The organism is Flagellimonas iocasae (assembly GCF_042682725.1).
Lineage (GTDB): Bacteria > Bacteroidota > Bacteroidia > Flavobacteriales > Flavobacteriaceae > Flagellimonas > Flagellimonas iocasae.
The window spans coordinates 1,123,943-1,143,209 of sequence record NZ_JBHUHU010000003.1; the positions used below are offsets into that span (position 1 = coordinate 1,123,943).

13 protein-coding genes are annotated in these 19,267 nt (G+C 42.6%); 5 read left to right on the forward strand and 8 right to left on the reverse strand.

What is annotated here, in order from left to right; genetic code table 11:
- Window positions 1-31 precede the first annotated feature (31 nt).
- The 3 genes from metG to ACFSJE_RS12270 all read right to left on the reverse strand — a co-directional run bounded on the left by metG (window position 32) and on the right by ACFSJE_RS12270 (window position 5,539).
- Window positions 32-2,158: a methionine--tRNA ligase gene (gene metG, locus ACFSJE_RS12260; protein ID WP_379831261.1), complete on the reverse strand. Its 2,127-nt coding sequence runs from the start codon at window positions 2,156-2,158 to the stop codon at window positions 32-34.
- Window positions 2,159-2,310: 152 nt separating this feature from the next.
- Entirely contained in the window at window positions 2,311-4,032 is a 1,722-nt protein-coding gene (locus ACFSJE_RS12265; RefSeq protein ID WP_379831566.1) for a DUF1501 domain-containing protein, read from the reverse strand.
- Between the two features lie 10 nt (window positions 4,033-4,042).
- Entirely contained in the window at window positions 4,043-5,539 is a 1,497-nt protein-coding gene (locus tag ACFSJE_RS12270; RefSeq protein ID WP_379831262.1) for a DUF1800 domain-containing protein, read from the reverse strand.
- A gap of 169 nt (window positions 5,540-5,708) precedes the next feature.
- On the opposite strand from ACFSJE_RS12270, the gene ACFSJE_RS12275 reads away from it, so the two are divergent.
- From ACFSJE_RS12275 to ACFSJE_RS12290, 4 genes are all read left to right on the forward strand, one after another.
- Window positions 5,709-6,068 (forward strand): YraN family protein, encoded by a 360-nt coding sequence (locus ACFSJE_RS12275; protein WP_379831263.1) that lies wholly within the window; start codon window positions 5,709-5,711, stop codon window positions 6,066-6,068.
- A 52-nt stretch (window positions 6,069-6,120) separates the two neighbouring features.
- Window positions 6,121-6,780 (forward strand): aspartate kinase, encoded by a 660-nt coding sequence (locus ACFSJE_RS12280; protein ID WP_379831264.1) that lies wholly within the window; start codon window positions 6,121-6,123, stop codon window positions 6,778-6,780.
- A gap of 73 nt (window positions 6,781-6,853) precedes the next feature.
- Window positions 6,854-8,836, forward strand: a complete 1,983-nt coding sequence (locus ACFSJE_RS12285; RefSeq protein ID WP_379831265.1) for a DUF3352 domain-containing protein — start codon at window positions 6,854-6,856, stop codon at window positions 8,834-8,836.
- A 92-nt stretch (window positions 8,837-8,928) separates the two neighbouring features.
- Window positions 8,929-10,086, forward strand: coding sequence for a serine hydrolase domain-containing protein (locus tag ACFSJE_RS12290; RefSeq protein WP_379831266.1), 1,158 nt, complete (start codon window positions 8,929-8,931; stop codon window positions 10,084-10,086).
- 31 nt (window positions 10,087-10,117) lie between these two features.
- Here the strand turns inward: ACFSJE_RS12290 and ACFSJE_RS12295 are convergent, their stop codons facing one another.
- The 4 genes from ACFSJE_RS12295 to ACFSJE_RS12310 form a co-directional block, all read right to left on the reverse strand.
- Window positions 10,118-10,930: a hypothetical protein gene (locus ACFSJE_RS12295; RefSeq protein ID WP_379831267.1), complete on the reverse strand. Its 813-nt coding sequence runs from the start codon at window positions 10,928-10,930 to the stop codon at window positions 10,118-10,120.
- 92 nt (window positions 10,931-11,022) lie between these two features.
- Window positions 11,023-14,397 (reverse strand): transcription-repair coupling factor, encoded by a 3,375-nt coding sequence (gene mfd / locus ACFSJE_RS12300; protein WP_379831268.1) that lies wholly within the window; start codon window positions 14,395-14,397, stop codon window positions 11,023-11,025.
- 55 nt (window positions 14,398-14,452) lie between these two features.
- A complete protein-coding gene (gene pdeM, locus ACFSJE_RS12305) occupies window positions 14,453-15,085 on the reverse strand; it encodes a ligase-associated DNA damage response endonuclease PdeM (protein ID WP_379831567.1) in 633 nt (210 codons plus the stop codon).
- Between the two features lie 136 nt (window positions 15,086-15,221).
- Window positions 15,222-17,690 carry a ligase-associated DNA damage response DEXH box helicase gene (locus ACFSJE_RS12310; protein WP_379831269.1) on the reverse strand — a complete coding sequence of 823 codons (2,469 nt, stop codon included), beginning with the start codon at window positions 17,688-17,690 and terminating at the stop codon, window positions 15,222-15,224.
- Between the two features lie 106 nt (window positions 17,691-17,796).
- On the opposite strand from ACFSJE_RS12310, the gene ACFSJE_RS12315 reads away from it, so the two are divergent.
- Window positions 17,797-18,228: a tellurite resistance TerB family protein gene (locus ACFSJE_RS12315; protein WP_379831270.1), complete on the forward strand. Its 432-nt coding sequence runs from the start codon at window positions 17,797-17,799 to the stop codon at window positions 18,226-18,228.
- Here the strand turns inward: ACFSJE_RS12315 and fbp are convergent.
- Entirely contained in the window at window positions 18,225-19,238 is a 1,014-nt protein-coding gene (gene fbp / locus ACFSJE_RS12320) for a class 1 fructose-bisphosphatase (RefSeq protein WP_379831271.1), read from the reverse strand. The two genes, ACFSJE_RS12315 and fbp, sit on opposite strands and share 4 nt — an antisense overlap.
- Window positions 19,239-19,267: the final 29 nt, after the last annotated feature.

Below are 19,267 nucleotides of genomic sequence, written 5' to 3' on the forward strand. Positions count from 1 at the left end.
AATTCTATGCGTTTTTTTGTGTTATTTGCTTTTAATTAATGGTCTCCCCATTCCCAACCCCATCTTCATCAGGATTCATGAAAACGAGTTTGCCTTCGGTGTTTTCCGTCATCAAAATCATGCCTTCACTTTCCACGCCACGGAGTTTTCTGGGCGCCAAATTCACCAAGACCGTTACTTTTTTGCCAATAATGTCTTCGGGTTTAAAGCTGTTGGCAATTCCGGAAACGATGGTTCGTGTATCCAGACCAGTATCTATTTTAAGCACCAAAAGTTTGTCAGCTTTCGGCATTTTTTCAGCTTCGATGACGGTGCCCACACGCATGTCCAACTTGCTGAAATCATCATACGTGATGGTTTCTTTTTGGGGAATTAGCTCTTTTTCCATGGAATCTGTGCTGTTTGTGGCCGAAGCATTGGTTTTTTTAGTGGCTTCCAGTTTGTCCAACTGTTGCTGAATCTCGGCATCCTCTATCTTTCGGAAGAGCAGTTCACTTGGATTGATTTGATGGCCGGCGGGGAGTAAGGAATCTTCCGAAGCAATATCGCCCCAACCGATAGATTTCTCGACTGCGCTCGAAATGACACTGTTTTTGTCATTCTGAGCAATGCGAAGAATCCCTTTCAACTTTGTGGAAGTAAACGGCAAAAATGGCTCCGAAAGAATAGCCAAACCAGTCGCAATTTGAAGGGCGACATACATAATGGTCTTCACTCGTTCCTCATCGGTTTTAATGAGTTTCCACGGTTCAGCATCGGCTAAATATTTATTCCCCAATCGCGCCAAGTTCATCAATTCTTGACTTCCTTCCCTGAAACGATAGCGCTCCAATGAATTGGAAAGGATTTGAGGATAGCCTTTCAATGCTTCCAAGGTTTCCTTGTCCACAGCTTCAAACGCATTGGGACTCGGAACTACACCGTCGTAATATTTATGCGTTAAAACCGCTACGCGATTGACAAAGTTGCCAAAAATGGCAACGAGTTCATTGTTGTTTCTAGCCTGAAAATCCTTCCACGTGAAATCATTGTCCTTTGTTTCAGGGGCATTGGCCGTTAATGCATAGCGAAGCACATCTTGCATATCTGGAAATTCTTCCAAATATTCATGCAGCCACACCGCCCAGTTTTTGGAGGTGGACAGTTTGTTGCCCTCCAAGTTCAAAAACTCATTGGCAGGGACATTTTCCGGTAAAATGAAATCGCCATGGGCCTTGAGCATGCTCGGGAAGATGATACAATGGAAAACAATATTGTCCTTTCCGATAAAGTGGACCAATTTGGTGTCTTTGTCCATCCAATAGGGTTTCCAGTCTTTTCCTTCGCGTTCTGCCCATTCCTTGGTGGACGAAATGTAACCGATGGGAGCATCAAACCAAACGTAAAGAACCTTTCCCTCGCCGCCTTTTACGGGAACGGGAATTCCCCAATCCAAATCGCGGGTCACGGCACGGGGTTTTAGGCCTTCATCTATCCAAGATTTGCATTGACCATAGACGTTGGGTTTCCAATCGGCTTTATGACCTTCCAGAATCCATTTGCGCAAAAAATCTTCGTATCGGTCCAATGGCAAAAACCAATGCTTGGTTTTTTTAAGGACTGGAACACCTCCAGTGATGGTGGATTTTGGGTTGATGAGGTCTGTGGCATTCAAGGACGACCCGCAATTTTCGCACTGGTCGCCATACGCCTCGCCATGACCGCATTTTGGGCAGGTTCCAATTACAAATCTATCCGCCAAAAACTGTTGGGCTTCTTCATCATAGAGTTGTTCGGTCTCTTCTTCAATAAAATCGCCTTGCTCGTAGAGTTTTTTGAAAAAATCCGACGCTGTTTTATGGTGTACTTCTGCAGAAGTTCTGGAATAATTGTCAAAGGAAATTCCAAAGTCGGCAAACGACTTTTTAATGATATTGTGGTACTTGTCAATGATTTCTTTTGGGGTAACTCCTTCTTTTTTAGCCTTCATAGAGATGGCAACCCCATGTTCATCACTTCCGCATACAAAAGCCACATCGTGCCCCTTTAATCGCAAATAACGGACATAAATGTCCGCTGGAACATAAACACCGGCCAAGTGGCCTATGTGGATAGGCCCGTTGGTGTAGGGTAGGGCCGAGGTAATGGTATATCTTGAAGGGGTTGTTGTCTGAGACATGTACAAATTGAATTAAGCCCCAAAAATACTCATTTTACAAGAAGCCAAAAACGGGAAATGGGTAAAAAGGAAACCTCCAATTGGTACAGCCCTAAATTGGGGTGAGGGGATGTACTATTGGAGGCTTTCTGGAAATTGAATTTTCCTGCCGCTTACATGATCATTACGGATTTGCTCATCCGTTGATCGGCAACGGATATTCTATAAATGTATTTTCCGGTAGATAGGCTGTCGCGCATTCGCTCTCTAATATTGATTTCGACAGCACCTTCCAGCATCATTTCGTTAAAAACGGTACCTACTTTTTGTCCCAAGATGTTGAACAGTTCAATATCAACATGGGCGGCAAAAGGCATTTCCAAATGGATGTGGGGTGCACGTTCGTTTGGATAATATGGGGTGTGTACGATGTTGTTCACCAAATCTGGGTCTGGTGGGGTCATACCATCGTCACTTGGTGGTGTATCTGGAAATGTTGGTGGATCGTTATCCATGGCGATGTCATCAAATTCTTCGCCACTACAGTTGAATCCTAGATCAATGGCTCTGTACTGGTAGCCCAATAAGTGTTGTTCCACGGCAGTTCGGGGAACGCAAAGCCATTCGGCCAATACGGTTCCATAGAGATCTCTAAAATCCATGGTATATTCCAGGTTACCTCTATTGTTAGGTTCATCAAGGGATGGGTGGTCACCAACAAAGGCACTTCCATTCAATCCAGAACCGAAGAAAAGGGTAGGAGCGGCTTTTCCGTGGTCGGTTCCGTTGGAACCGTTTTCGAAGATTCTTCGACCAAACTCAGAAAAGGTCATACTCAATACTTTATCGTCTTGTTCGGTACAGGCCAAATCGTCATAAAAATTTTGAATAGCGATAGAAAGATTGGACATCAATCGCTCGTGAACAATGGGCTGGTTACCGTGGGTATCAAATCCTCCAATGGAAATCATGTAGACTTTGGTTCCCAAATTTCCTTTGATCAATTTGGCCAAAAGTTCCAATTGTCTGGCAAAACCGTTGTCCTGATATTCAACACACTGCAAGGCGTTACCACGCTCATAAGCTTCATGGATTTTTCCGGCATATTCATACGTGGTGTTGGCCACCCCTCGCAAGAATCGCAATTGATCACCGTACATACAGTTATCAAAGGGTGCGGTTTCTATGTCATAAAACAGTCCGGTTTCTGCAATTTGTTGCAATTGATCCACATTGTTGGTGACAAATGCGTAGTTGGTCTCATTTCCTTGGAAAACCAAGTTGGCCAAGTTTCCAATTTGGATGGCTGCAGGGGATTCTGGCGGATTGATTAAATAATCAGGGTAGATGTTTTCGAAGTGTCTACCCATCCAACCGGTAGGCTCACCGCTGAAACCAGTGGTGTTCAAATCGGTATTGGCAAAAATATCGGACCCTGTAAAGTGGGACAGACTTTGGTTGTCGTACCCTACACCGTGAACGGCTTTGAACTGTCCTTCGCCCCATAGTGGTTCCAAGGAGCCCATGTAGGTGGGGACACCAAAATCATCGGTAAGTTTTAGGATTTTACTTTCGGGAATATAAATGTTGGGCCTTGCGTTGGCATAAGTATCATATTGTTGAATCGGGATAACCGTACTCAATCCGTCATTTCCTCCCGATAGTCTGATGAGAATCAGAATATTATCGGTTTCAGCAGCGGCAATGGCAGCTGTAAGAGGGGATGGGGCGGAGGCTGAGATAAAATGGCTTCCCAAGAACATGGATCCCGAACCAGCAATTCCCAATGCTTGGATAAAGGATCTTCTGCTCCAATTTTTATGTTCCAAATCATGGCCTTCGTGTTCTAGACCTTTGTGTGGAGATGTATGGTGGGTGTGGTGATTATCGCACATGGTGATGGGGTTATTTAAGTTGAAATTCGGGTTCTCTGGACAAATGGCGCAGTAGCAAGAAAACTTGCGATGGTCCTGTTTCCCATCCAAGTAGGGTCCATGAAGGGGTTGTGCCTCCTTCGTAATAATTGACATCGACGTCGCTTCTAAAGGCAACATAGGCTCGGTCGTAATCTGCATCAGTCAATAATCCTTTTGGGGTAAAAAAGTCGATGATAGGCCTAGCTACCTCATCTGGATTATTGCTTGTCTGTCCAGCGGTACCGGATAATGACAATCCTAAATCTCTAAATTGTTCCGCATTGTTTTGGTAAAATCTTTCCAAATACATTTCTGCGGTCAACCAACGACCAATAATAAAATTGGTATTGATCCACTGGCGGTCTCGTTGCCAGCCCGCAACATCGTAAGGGTCAAAAAGTTCCTGACCAATAAGTGCGGCGGAATCTATAATATTGATGACAGTGGTGTCATCGTAGGTAAAGCCCGTTTCTTTGACCATATGTAAGTAAAGGTCAAACGGACTTTTAATGATAACCCCAATTGCCGTTTCGTCAAAAAAGTGTTGACTTTTTAAAAGTTGACGTAGAACCGGGGCGATTTCAAAATTGTTGGAAATAAAAGTCTGTGCCATGCCATCAATGATTTCAAGGGCATTTCCACCTTCTTCACCAGATGAATCGGGGTGCACATAATATTCATATAGTTTTTTGCAAATAAAACCAGCAACTTCATTGGCTCTCTCATTGAATAAGATGTCAATGACATTATCATAGTTCCAATTACCCGTCTGACCCAAAATGGTCTTGCTATCGGTATTAAAATCTTCTGGATTGAAGGTCACCTGGGTACAACCCTCTTCGCCTCTTTCGGTATAACCAGAAATGGCCTTGGCAGTTTCTATGATATCCTGCTCGGTGTATCCGTTGCCTTCTCCCAAAGTAAATAGCTCGTAAAGCTCACGGGCATAGTTTTCGTTGGGATTGTTTCCTCGGTTACGGACACCATCCAAATAATATAGCATGGCGCTGGTAAGACCAATTTCATGCACAAAGGTTTTAAAATTTCCTAGGGCATTTCGTTGCAGACAATTGATGTAGTAATACAAAAACTGATTGCAGTTATATACGTCCAATTCCGTTACAAAGTGGTTGCTCCAAAAGAAGCTCAACCGGTCTCGCACACTATTGTCCAAGAGCGAGTTCCCGTAAGCGGTCCTGAACTCCTCCAGCTGGGCACGTCTCATTTGTCCGGCCAAATCGTCATCCGCAGGATAATTGGAATTGTTCCAATCGGCCCAAGCAGGGGCAGGAACAACGGGAGCCGTGAGGGCTTGATCTATTAAACTGTCAACAAGAGCACCGGCTGTTTGTCCAACAGCGGCATTAATGGTCTGTACTGAGGCACTAAAACCAAGCCTCCTATACAAGTGGGCTGCACGTAACTCGTCCAAGGGAACAGTATACGGCGCCAACGTTGAGGAATTACAATTAATGAAGTATTCCATAGCAATGTCTGGCGTTAATTAGGTACATAGTTTTGGGGCAACTATATGTTTAGCTAACGTTGGGCGTGGTTCAATTCAGCCAACAAATTACAATCTAAACGCTTTAATCACTGTGAACTACCAAATTTTTCGATGAACTGCACCTTTTTTTCAATATTTTTCCAGAGCGATGGGAAAACACAACGAATTTGGAAAGCAGGGAGAACAACTTGCAGTGGAGTTTTTAGTAGGTGAAGGGTATCAAATATGCACCCGAAATTACCGCTTTGCAAAGGCGGAAATTGATATCATTGCCAGACATGGCGAAACCTTGGCAGTTATAGAGGTAAAGTCAAGAAATATGGGGTTCCTGGAAGATATGACGGCCACTATTAATCCTAAAAAGCAACGACTTTTAATACAGGCAGCCGATCAGTATGTTCAGGAAATGGATTTGGATGTTGAGGTTCGGTTTGATGTGATAACCGTTATTAAAAAAGGAGCGAATTTTGAAATTGACCATCTAAAAAATGCATTTTATTTTTTCTAACCATTTGTTTGTTTTGTAACAATATGTTATTTTTGTCGCAAACCAAACCAAAATGAAAACGATTTCCGCTGTAGTTGAGCACTACATTAAAAAGAAGCCTTTCCTGCAAACTGCTCTAGCTCAGGGTATTATTAACCTTACTTCTTTATCTCGACAGATTAAACCAGAAATAGCCGATGCTTTGGGTAAAGATGTTAAAGATGGGGCCATTGTTATGGCACTAAAGCGTCTTTCAGACGATTTGGAGTTCAGGGCTACGCACAGAATTGTAAAAGTGCTCAAGAATATTGGGGAAATCACCGTGCGATCTAACCTAACGGATTACACTTTTTTGGCTTCCGATACCATTCTTCAGCAACAGGCGCGTTTGTTGGAAGAGGTCAACGATAATCAAGATGTGTTTTATACCTCTTCCCGCGGTGTCAATGAGATCAACATTGTGATCAGCAATATTATGGATGGGGTAGTGGAAAAATACTTCAAGCACGAACGCTGCACCCAAAAAGCGGAAGGTTTATCCTCCATTACTGTAAAGCTTCCTGCTGAAAACGTATCCGTACCTGGAATTTATTATTTCATTTTCCAACGCTTGGCCTGGGAGGGCATTGTGCTTTACGAAGTAATTTCTACCACAAACGAGTTTACCATCTTGGTAAATGAGGAGCAGGTTGATGTGGCTTTCAAGACCATTAAGGACCTAAAATTATTGTAGGCTTTCCTTCTTTCTCTCCGTCTTAGACTAAAACGGCCTCAAAATCGTTTAAGAAAAAGACACTTTTGGAAGAATGACCAAAAAAAGAATCTTATTCGGCGTATTGGCACTTTTGGTGCTTTACTTGTGCTATCTGGCCTATATTTTCATCCTTTCCCCAAAGACCAATCTGCAATCCATTTATCTTATCCCGAAGGATGCTGTTTTTGTGGTGGAATCGGAACAACCGGTGGAAAGCTGGAAAAAAATCAGTGAAAGTGAAGGGTGGCACCATCTTCAGGGGAACGATTATTTCGCAGAGCTGACCGAGAATATTCAAAAGGTTGATACGGTCTTCCAGAACAACCATAACCTTTTTGAATTTTTTGATGGACGCTCCCTGTTCATTTCCATCCACATGATATCCCCAAAGGATTATGGGATTTTTTATGTGCTGGATTTAAAACGGATTGCCAAACTACAACTGCTCAATAGCTATCTCAATACCCTGCTTAATGAAGATTATGTCTTGAGCAAGCGTACGTATCACCACCACGAAATTTTGGAAGTACACGACCGAAAAAGTAAGGAGACCATGCATTTGGCTTTTATCAAGAACCAATTGGTGGCATCGTATACCCATACCTTGGTGGAAGCTTCCATAGATCAATACCAAGAACCGGTCATTGGGCGGAACCTCAATTTTATTGAAATCAACCAAAAGGTGGGGCATGAGGATTTGTTCCGGATGTACGTGCAGTACAATTATATTGATGACTACATCAAACGGTTTACGGACCAACCTTCCGATTGGGTAAAACGCGCCAGTGAAAATTTCCTCTTCTCTGGTTTTTATTTTGATTTGGAGGAGAACAGTACCTTGGTGGCCAATGGGTTCACCAATATAAGTTCAGTCAATGAAAATTATTTGGAGGCTTTGCAAAAGTCGGGAACAGCAGAGCGGACCATTCCACAGATAGCGCCAAAACGGACCGCGCTTTATATTAGTTATGGGTTTGATAGCTTCGCTGAGTTCTATCGAAATTTTGAAGTGGTCCAGCAGAACGACCCCAAACAGTTTGAAAACTACCAAGCTGGGATTGAAAAAGTTGAGAAGTCCCTGAAAATAGATGTCAAGGAAAACTTTGTCAATTGGATTGGGGATGAAGTAGCCCTTTTGCAGATTCAGTCCCATATTTCCAAAGGAAAGAATGATATGGCTTTGGTACTAAAGGTCAACGATACGGAAAAGGCCGAAGAAAATTTGGATTTTGTGCTGGAACAAATCCGGAAAAAGACTCCGGTGAAATTCAAAGCGGTCAATTATAAAGAGCATGAAATCAACTTTCTGTCCATAAAAGGATTTTTTAAAATGTTGCTGGGGAATCGGTTTGAGGAGTTTGACAAACCCTATTTCACTCAAATTAAGGATTATGTGGTCTTCAGTGACAATCCCAACACCCTAAAAAGTATTATTGATGATGTGGTGGATGGCGAAACGCTGTCTACCTCTGAAGCGTTTAAAAAATTCAATGCTCGTTTTGAATCGGAATCTACGGTGTTTGTCTACAGCAACATTCCAGTGTTGTATAATAACATGTATGCCTTGGCCGATGCCACCACCAAACAAAAAATGCGGAAGAATAAGGACTTTATCATTTGCTTTCCCCAAGTTGGGTTTCAACTTACCCCAGAGGATAATTTGTTTGAAAGTCGATTGGTGCTCAACTATCAAAATGTGGAGGAGGTAAAGAAGAATGCACAGTTCGAAGAAAATAACCAAACAGCAAAATCCAATACCCAAAACCCAACACCTGAAGAAATCACTGATGCCGTTTTCAACCTTAGACCCATTTATCCCACGGATCTAAATGCAAAATCTTTTAGTAGAAACTATGCCAGTGGCTCACTACGGTTTGAAGTTGATTTAAAGGATGGGCTAAAACATGGCCGCTACACGGAGTATTATTCAGATGGTTCGGAAAAAATAACGGGCCGTTTTCGAGATGATGAACAGGTGGGCACATGGCGCTACTATGATACCGACGGAAAAATGGTGCTAAGAAAGCGGTTTTGATGTACCCCTGAAATCAGGATGTCCCATGCAAACTTTCTTGGGAAGATTCCAAATACAATCGTTAACTTCAGGCGATTTTAAAGTACATCCTCATGAAGCATCTTTCCCAACCCTTTTTTCTACTGCTCTTTCTTTTTAGTCTGAATTTGTCGATGGCCCAGGTATCCTACTTTCCCATCCGTTTTGAAGCTTGGCGAATGGCGGAGAAAAGTCAATTTAAGTACAATGAAAAGCAACTAAGTTCAGCCATTGATTTTGCCCAAAATAATGAATATTCCGGCTCACGCGATTTGCGTCAGGCCATATTGGAAGGCTTCAAGCAGGAACCGTTTCACGAAATTTTGGGTCCAACAAAAAAACGGGGCGGTCCAGCGGGGATGATTATCAAGGATGGATATCTTCTGGCTTCTTGGGGTGATACCAAACGGGTGGATATGACCTTTAGCGTCACCAAAAGCTTTTTGTCAACCATGGCCGCATTGGCCGAAGACCAAGGCCTGATTCAAAATGTTACGGATAAGGTTGGGGATTATATTTGGGACGGTACGTTTGATGGCGCCCATAATTCCAAAATAACCTGGGAGCATTTGTTGCAGCAAAACTCGGACTGGTCCGGAGAACTTTGGGGAGGCAAGGATTGGGCTGATCGCCCACCTAGCGAAGGCGGTTTGGACGATTGGAAATTCCGAACTCTCAACGAACCCGGAACGGTGATGGAATATAATGATGTACGGGTGAATGTATTGGCGTATTCCCTCACCCATGTATGGCGCAAGCCACTTCCCATGGTGTTACGGGAGCAAATTATGGATAAAATTGAAGCCAGCTCAACGTGGCGGTGGTACGGGTATGACCATGCTTGGACCGTAATCGATGGGCTGAAAATGAAATCCGTGACGGGCGGAGGTCACTCGGGAGCAGGTTTGTTTATCTCTACAGAAGATATGGCCCGTTTTGGTTTGTTGTTCCTCAACAATGGAAAATGGAGGGAGCAACAATTGGTGAGTGAGGATTGGATTGAAAAAGCAACACAACCGTCGGTGCCCAATGTGAACTATGGCTATATGTGGTGGTTGAATCAAAGAGGACCCCGACATTGGGAAGATGTGCCCGACCATGTATTTTACGCAGCTGGATTTGGAGGTAACTTCATTGTGGTGGACCAAAAAAGTGGGTTGCTCATCGTAACTCGCTGGCTGGAACCCTCACAGATTGGGGAGTTTGTCAAGCAGGTATATGAGGCTTTTTGATTTAATGTCATTCCGTGCTTGACACGGAATCTCATTTTTTTTGATTGATTATTGAATATAAGGAACTGCCAAGCAAACCAATGATAAAAACCACAACTATGAAGTTGTGTGTGAAAAAAAGAAAATTGGCAGATCTAGATTTGGGCTTAATATTATCAGTGTTAAAAATATTTATCACGTATGGTAATATTCTCGAATAAGTCCAAAAGTTTTCCTGCTTTTCAATCTCATGGTTCAAACTGGAAAAATCACTCAATTTATTTTCTAAGATTTGTTTTTCTAGAGATAGAAAATTAAAAAGAGAGCCTTTTATTGTATCCTGCACAGAGCCAACATATTCTACTATGTCTTTTTTATGTATTCCATCTATATTGTAGATATAAATCAATCTTTCATATTTTAATCCAGTACCTGGAGGACCTTTTTCGAATTCATTTATACGACCAATAAATAAGAAATTGTTTAAGCGATATATTTGGTTTGAATTATAAATTTCGGAAAGCTTCAAATATAGATTCTCATTACCATCACTTAAAAGTTCTTTAATTAGTTCAAGTCTTTTCTCTATTTCATTTGGTTTTAGATTGCTTCTTATATCATTCAAAGCATTATCCTTTTCAATGTTTTTAATATAATTGTCAAATTCAAATGACTTGCTGTCTTTTTTTAGTTGAGATAAATAGAATAAAGGAAAGATAACAATATGAATCAGGATAAATAATGCTGAAATTTTAATCAAATTATCAAGCGGACGCTTTTTTGTCTTGAGAAAAAAAAGAGATAAAGAAATACTTAGAAAGAATAATAGCAAAAGTTGATTTAGTTTAAAAACTAAGACAACCACTAGCAAAATTATGGACACAGCCAAAAAGAACAGAAACCTCATTTTGTTGACCTTGATGTAAATCTAGGAAAATCGAGTTGACTATACTAATTCTACTTGGCTATAAGTTGTTGATTGCTAAACGGCTCCAAAACCTTTAACGCCTTTTCCACACCGGTAACTCGGTCAAAAACCAATAATAATCGCAATCCGTTTCGGGTTTGCTTTTCCTTGAGTTTGGCTTGTTGTGGATGTCTTTGAACATACTGGAGGACTTGGGTGAATACGGGGCTTTGGTAGAAATCCGATTGTTGGTCGGCGATGAAGTACCCAATAAATTTGCCTTGCTTTAAGACCACTTTCTCCAGGCCAATATGAGTGGCAATCCATTTGATTCGCACCGAATTGAGTAAGTCTTCGGCTTCTTCGGGGAGTTCACCAAAGCGGTCCATCAGTTCCGCTTCGTATTTTTGGAGTCCTTCCTCATCTTTTACATCATTGAGTTGGGTGTAAAGATTCAAGCGTTCGGTAATGTTGTTGATGTAGTGGTCTGGAAAGAGCAACTCAAAATCCGTATCCAACTGTAGCTCCTTCACATAGGTTTTTTCCTTGCCGGATTCCACTTCATCATACAACTCCTTGAATTCATTTTCCTTGAGCTCTTCAATGGCCTCGGCCAATATTTTTTGATAGGTCTCAAACCCTATTTCGTTGATAAATCCACTCTGCTCTCCACCCAACAAATCCCCTGCTCCTCGAATTTCCAAATCCTTCATGGCGATGTTGAATCCACTGCCCAAATCGGTAAATTGCTCCAATGCTTCAATACGTTTTCGGGCATCAGGGGTCATTACCTCGTAAGGTGGCGTGATGAAAAAGCAGAAGGCTTTTTTGTTGCTTCGGCCCACACGGCCCCGCATCTGGTGCAAGTCACTCAACCCAAAATTATTGGCATTGTTTATGAAAATGGTGTTGGCGTTGGTTACATCCAGGCCACTTTCCACAATGGTGGTGGAAACTAAAACATCAAACTCCCCATTCATAAAGGCGAGCATGAGTTGTTCCAGTTTTTTGCCTTCCATCTGCCCATGCCCAATCCCGATTTTGGCATCGGGAACCAAACGTTGGATCATTCCGGCCACTTCCTTAATGTTTTCAATACGATTGTGGATGAAGAACACCTGTCCACCCCGCTGAATTTCATAGGAAACTGCATCACGAATAATCTCTTCATTAAATCGAATCACCTGACTCTCGATAGGGTAGCGGTTAGGTGGCGGAGTGTTGATGACCGAAAGGTCGCGGGCCGCCATCAAACTAAATTGTAGGGTACGTGGAATAGGTGTGGCAGTCAAGGTGAGCACATCCACATTTTCCTTGATGGAACGTAGTTTTTCTTTTACCGAAACCCCGAATTTTTGCTCTTCATCCACAATTAGCAGACCCAAATCCTTGAACTGCACATTTTTGTTCACCAATTGATGGGTTCCGATGATGATATCAATTTTCCCGGCGGCCAATCGTTCCAATACATCCTTTTTCTCCTTTGCTGTCCTAAACCGATTGAGGTAGTCCACACTTACTGGCATATCTTTTAATCGCTCCTTAAAAGTTCGGTTGTGTTGAAAGGCCAAAATGGTGGTAGGGACCAAAACGGCCACTTGTTTGCCATTGTCCACGGCCTTAAATGCAGCCCGAATGGCCACTTCCGTTTTTCCAAAGCCTACATCGCCACAAATAAGGCGGTCCATGGGGCGCTCGCTTTCCATGTCCTTTTTCACGTCTTGGGTAGACTTTTCTTGATCCAAAGTGTCCTCATAGATAAATGAAGCCTCCAACTCATGCTGCAAATAACTGTCCGGAGCAGATTGAAACCCTTTTTCCAAACGGCGCTTGGCATAGACTTGAATGAGGTCGAACGCAATTTTTTTGACTCGACTCTTGGTCTTTTGCTTTAAGTTTTTCCAAGCGGCAGAACCCAGTTTATAGATTTTGGGAGGAGCCCCGTCCTTGCCATTGTATTTGGAAATTTTGTGAAGGGAGTGGATGCTCACATACAAAATGTCACGGTCACCGTAGATGAGCTTAATGGCTTCCTGCTTTTTACCCTCCACATCAATTTTTTGAAGCCCACCGAACTTACCAATACCATGATCAATGTGCGTCACATAGTCTCCAATTTCTAGCTTATTGAGTTCCTTAAGGGTGATGGCCTGCTTTTTGGCGTAGCCATTTTTTAAATGGAATTTATGGTACCGTTCAAAGATTTGATGGTCGGTATAACATGCCAGTTTTAAATCCAAATCGATGAAACCCTGATAAAGCGGGAAAACCAAAGTTTGGTAATGCACCGTTTGGTCCACTTCATCAAAAATGTCATGAAAACGCTTGGCCTGTTGTTCTGTGGAACAGAAAATATAATTGGTAAAACCTGCTTCGCGATTTTCATTGAGGTTTTCTATGAGCAGGTCGAATTTTTTGTTGAAAGAGGGTTGAGGTTTGGTATTGAATGTCACATCGAGCGCAGTCGAGATATCAGTATTGCCGCTATTGATTTCAACCAGTGAAAAATCCTCCAACTGCAATTTCAGCAAAGCTGAATCCACAAAAAGTTCTTTGGGTTCCGCATGTTTGATTTCTTTGCTGAGTTTGGCAAAACTTTCTTCGGCTTTTGCAAAAAAGGAATCAATACGGTCGTAGATTAAAGCGGGATTCTTGGCAAAAACCAACGTTTTGGGTGAAATGTATTTTAGAAAGCTCTCTCGGGATTCCTCCAAAAATTTGTTCTCCACATTGGGAATGATGGTAATCTTCTTCACCTTTTCGGTGGAGAGCTGGGTTTCTACATCAAAGGTTCGGATGCTATCCACTTCGTCCCCAAAAAATTCGATACGGTAGGGTTCATCATGCGAAAAGGAAAACACATCCACAATTCCCCCACGAACGGAAAATTCCCCAGGTTCTGTAACAAAATCCACCCGTTTGAACTGGTATTCAAAAAGCACTTCATTCAGAAAATCCAAGGAAAGGGTGTCCTCCAATCTTATTTTGAGTGTGTTTTTGTCCAACTCCTTTCGGGTGACCACTTTTTCAAAAAGCGCATCGGGATAGGTAACAATGACCGCCGGTTTTTTTCGTGAGTTGATGCGGTTCAGCACTTCGGCACGGAGCAACACATTGGCATTGTCGGTTTCCTCAATCTGATAAGGCCTTCGGTAACTTCCAGGATAGAACAACACATCATGCTCACCAATCAATTGTTCCAAATCGTTCAAATAATAGGCAGCCTCTTCTTTATCATTGAGAATCAATAAAAAAGGGCTTTCTACTGAAGCAAATGTCTCCGAAATCACAAAGGAAAGGGATGAACCTATCAGTCCCTTAAGATTGATTTTGGTATTGGTATTTTGAGACTGGGCAATGGTTTCCTTCAGTTTCCTGAGAGACGGAGACTGTGCAAAGCGTTGGGAAATGGGGGTTTTGGTCAATCCAAAAACTTTGCGACAAAGATAAACTGAAGAACCAATTTGGACAAGGGCCGATTTAAACTTTTACGACGGTATCTTCCACAATGGCATAAACCTCATCATCTTTAGAAGGATTTAGGGCATGGGTGCCAGTAAATTCCCCAAAAGCGGGCAATATCATCTGAGACTTACTTTTAAAAAAGCAAGGTAGTCGAAGTTTCTGTCGTCCAAAACCATGAAGTTTTACCGCGGGGTGAATATGTCCACAAAACGTAAAAAAATCTTTGCGTTCCTCTGGGTGATGTGTCAAAAGAAAATCATCGATGATGAGTTCGGGTAAAATTTCAATTTTGAGCTGCCGGTATTTTTCGGGGTCGATGATGTCATGGTTACCGGACACCAAAATAATCTCGGCGGGTGTTTTGGCCACCCAATTTTCAAACAATTCCCATTCTTTGTTTAGGGAAGAATGGAACAGATCACCCAAAAAACAAATTTGAAAGGGTTGAAAATCCGCCACGATTTTATCCAACAACACAAAATTTTTATGGATGGCCTTTCTGGGCACAGCAGCCCCAAATTTTCTAAAATGGGAGACTTTGCCTAAATGCACATCGCTGATGAGGAGCATGGATTTTTCTGCCCAAAACAGGCCGCCTAAAGGGTGCAATACAAATTCCTGATGCTTTATGTGAATGTTTTGGGTCACGATGGTTTGTTGGTACAAATTTAGTGTTATTGTCATTTTGAACCGAGCAAAGTGAGTGTGAGAAATCTGGTATCGGTTGAGATTTCTCAATCGTCGCTTCACTCCTCATTTCGAAATGACAAGAATATGACCCTTGTCATCGAGAAAGCTTGGCTGTCATTCTTTTGATGCGATCCGCTAGTTTTTCATTGGATAATTTCTCCCTTAGCCTATCGGTGATGATTGGAAATGAGAACGGAGTAGGTTGATTGCATTGCTTCCAAACGATTTCCTGTTGGGCGATGCGTTCCAGGGCCAAGCGCAAACGACCTTCTTCCAATTGATGCTCAAAAGTTTCGGTATAGGCTTGTTGGTAGAGGAGATTGTCGTCCTCAAAATCCTTGAATACGTCAAACAAAAGCTCGGAACTGCTTTGTAGGTGTTTCATTTTCACCCCTTTTTCGGGATAACCGGTAAATACCATACCGCTGATAACGGCTATGTCCCGGAATTTTCGTCGGGCCATTTCGTTGGAGTTCAAACTTTTTTGAAGGTCGGAAAGCATGTATTCGGAAGTGAACAAATTATTGTCCAAAATAGATTGGATATCGATGGGTTTGTCTGAGAGCAACTCAAAACCATAGTCATTAAAGGCGAGGGAACAGGTAATCGGCGTCAGCAAACTAATTCGATAGGCCAAAAGACTACTCATGCCTTCATGGATGGCCCTTCCCTCAAACGGATAAAAAATATGGTGATGACCGTCGTTGGTCTCGAAAGTCTCAATAAGGAATTGGTTGGGGAGCGGGACACTACTTTCTTCCCGTTGCTTTGCAAACATGGGAGCTAAGGATTGGATTTCCTTGGATTGTTTTGAAAAAGGGATTTCGGCCGTGTACAATTCTTGACGAAGGAGTTCAGACATTTTTGCTGAAAAACTGAGTCGGCCACCCATCCAACTGGGTACTTTATTGGTACGTTTGGAGGAATTCCGAACATGAGCGGACATACCTTTTATCCGAATGAACTCCAAATTTCTACCCGCAAAGGTGAACACATCCCCAGGACTCAATTTGGAAATAAAATACTCCTCAATGGAACCAATGTACCCTCCTTTTTGGTAGCGAACATGAATGGTGGCATCCCCCACAATAGTCCCAATTTGAAATCGGTGTCGCATGGCAACCGCCCTGCTGTTCACCTTGAATCTTCCATCATCCTCAACTTCCACTTTTTTGTATTCATCATACGTTTTTAAGCTTTGACTGCCCATCACCAAAAAATTGAGCAGCCATTGCCATTGCTCATCGCTTATGGCTTGGTAGCAGAAGGTCTGTTTGATTTCTGGATAGATTTCCTCGGGGAAAAAACCATCGGAAACCGCTAAAGTGGTCAAGTATTGAATAAGCACATCAAAACTGTTCAAATAGGGAATGCGGTCTTCAACGGCGCTGTTCAAAACGGCTTTTTGCATGGCCGAGGCCTCAATGAGCTCCATGGCATGGGTAGGCAAAAAGTAAATGACACTTTCTTTTCCGGGGCGATGCCCACTGCGGCCAGCACGTTGTAAAAATCGGGCTACGCCTTTGGGGCCTCCAATCTGAACCACTGTTTCCACTGGGGCAAAATCCACACCCAAATCCAGGCTTGAGGTACAGACCACCGCTTTTAAACTTTCATTCCGGATGGCCTGCTCCACCCAAAGTCGGGTTTCTTTGTTGATGCTGCCATGGTGCATGGCGATTTCCCCAGCAAACTCGGGATATTTTTCCAATAGTTGCCGGAACCAGATTTCGCATTGACTTCGGGTATTGGTGAAAAGTAATGTGGTTTTACTGTTATTGATGATGGGTACCACTTCATCCAACAAATGCAGTCCCAAATGACCTCGCCATGGGAAGGTTTCCATTTCTTTTGGGATGATACTTTTGACGGTTATTATTTTATTGAGGTTGGCTTTTACCAAAATTGAATTTTCCAATTCTGCGGACGTTGGTCCCAACAAGACCTCCCGGGCCTGTTCCAAGTTGCCAATGGTGGCTGAGATGCCCCAAATCCGAAGATTTTTGCAAACCGATTTTAGTCGGGATAGGCCCAGCTCCATCTGGACCCCCCTTTTGGTGCCTAAAAGTTCGTGCCATTCATCAACCACAATTGCGGAACAATCCTTAAAAAGTTTGTCATACCCTTTTGAGGAAAGCAACAATTGTAAACTTTCTGGGGTAGTGATTAAAAGGTCGGGCATGGTGGTTTTTTGTCTCGCCCGTTCTTTGGTTGAAGTGTCCCCGGTACGAATTCCCACCGTCATCTGCGTCCCCAAATCTTGTGTGATTCGCTCCGCGGATTGTTTGATTTCTTGGGAAAGTGCCCGGAGGGGGGTAATCCAAATTGCTTTCAGACCTTTCTTGTGTTTGGTTTTGTAGTCTGGGTGGTTTTTGATGTAATTCAACACAATGGGAAACCAAAGGGCGTAGGTTTTCCCGCTACCGGTGGGAGCGTTCAGTAACCCATGTTTTCCATCCAAAAAAGCCTTCCACGTCTCTTTTTGAAACGGAAAGGGTTCCCAGTTTTGTTGGTGAAACCAATTTTCAGCAATTTGAAAAAGTTCAGACTCTTTTGATGGCATTGTACGATTGATGATACAGCGAATTGAAAAGTACGAATTTCTTTTGGTGCTATTTTACCTGCTTTTTTTGCGATAAGATTTATATTTGTGCCACAAAATTTGAGATATGCCGATTCTAGATCTATACGAGCACGGAGACCACAGGAAAAACTTGGCCCACTTTGCCACTTTGGCCAGTTTGGCTGCCATTGATGGAGAGATCAATCCTAATGAAAAAGCCATTTTGGAAAAGTTCGCCTTTAAATTGAACATTTCTGAAGAGGAATTCAAAGAGGTCATGAAAAAGGAGAACAAATATCCTATTGAGACTCCCCACAGTGGTGAAAAACGTTACAAAAGGCTTTTCGAATTTTTCCAAATCATTTTCTCAGACCATGAAATTGATGCTGAAGAGCGTGTCATGGTTGAGAAGTATGCAATTGGTTTAGGTTTTCCTCCAAAAATGGCTTCGCAGATCATTGATAAGTCGATTGCCATCTTCACGGGAAGAATCGATTTTGAGGATTATCACGAAATCGTGACACGCAAGGAGAGCTAAGAATTGGCGTTGGCCATAAATTCCTCGACTTTTTCCACCATTTTTTTACTTCCGCAGAAAAACGGAACTCGTTCGTGCAGTTCAGTTGGCTGAATGTCCATGATGCGTTGAAAGCCATTACTGGCTTTTCCATTGGCCTGTTCGGCCAAAAAAGCCATCGGGTTGCACTCGTACAGTAACCGCAGTTTTCCATTTTGCGCCACACTGCTTTTAGGGTACATGTAGATTCCACCCTTGATCATGTTGCGGTGAAAATCGGACACCAAAGAGCCAATATAGCGAGAGGTATAGGGTCGGTCACCTTCCTCTTTTTGGCAATATTTGATATAGTCCTTCACTCCCTGTGGAAAATGGATGTAGTTCCCTTCATTTACGGAGTATATTTTACCTGTTTCCGGGAATTCCATTTTGGGATGCGATAAATAAAATGTTCCCAAAGCGGGATTCAGGGTAAAGCCATTTACACCATCACCCGTGGTGTAAACCAGCATAGTGGAGGTTCCGTAAATGATGTATCCGGCGGCAATCTGATTTTTTCCGGGTTGCAAAAAATCTTCCAGAGTAACCGGGGTGCCCACGGGAGTGACCCTTCGGTAGATGGAAAAAATGGTTCCTACGGAAACATTCACATCAATATTGGAAGATCCGTCCAACGGGTCAATAAGAACCACATATTTATTTTGGTGCTGTTTGTCAAAACTGTTGATACTGATAAAATCATCTTCCTCTTCGGAGGCGATACCACAGACAATTTCCCTGTTTTTTAAGGTTTCAATGAATTTCTCGTTGGCCAGCACATCCAACTTTTGTTGATTTTCCCCTTGGATATTTTTTTCGCCAGCAGCGCCAATTATGTCTACCAGACCTGCTTTGTTCACCTCGTGATTGACTACTTTGGCGGCCAAACGAAGCCCATTGAGCAAACGGGAAAGTTCACCAGAGGTATATTGAAATGAATTTTGATTGGCGATGATGAATTCACCTAAAGTTCGGTGCTGTTGCTCAAACATGGAATACTGTTTTATTTACGGACAAATAT

Coding starts and splice junctions, on each gene's coding strand:
- metG (WP_379831261.1), bottom strand. CDS start 2,158: ATGTCTCAGACAACAACCCCTTCAAGATATACCATTACCTCGGCCCTA.
- ACFSJE_RS12270 (WP_379831262.1), bottom strand. CDS start 5,539: ATGGAATACTTCATTAATTGTAATTCCTCAACGTTGGCGCCGTATACT.
- ACFSJE_RS12290 (WP_379831266.1), top strand. CDS start 8,929: ATGAAGCATCTTTCCCAACCCTTTTTTCTACTGCTCTTTCTTTTTAGT.
- ACFSJE_RS12315 (WP_379831270.1), top strand. CDS start 17,797: ATGCCGATTCTAGATCTATACGAGCACGGAGACCACAGGAAAAACTTG.
- ACFSJE_RS12275 (WP_379831263.1), top strand. CDS start 5,709: ATGGGAAAACACAACGAATTTGGAAAGCAGGGAGAACAACTTGCAGTG.
- ACFSJE_RS12280 (WP_379831264.1), top strand. CDS start 6,121: ATGAAAACGATTTCCGCTGTAGTTGAGCACTACATTAAAAAGAAGCCT.
- fbp (WP_379831271.1), bottom strand. CDS start 19,238: ATGTTTGAGCAACAGCACCGAACTTTAGGTGAATTCATCATCGCCAAT.
- ACFSJE_RS12265 (WP_379831566.1), bottom strand. CDS start 4,032: ATGTGCGATAATCACCACACCCACCATACATCTCCACACAAAGGTCTA.
- ACFSJE_RS12310 (WP_379831269.1), bottom strand. CDS start 17,690: ATGCCATCAAAAGAGTCTGAACTTTTTCAAATTGCTGAAAATTGGTTT.
- ACFSJE_RS12285 (WP_379831265.1), top strand. CDS start 6,854: ATGACCAAAAAAAGAATCTTATTCGGCGTATTGGCACTTTTGGTGCTT.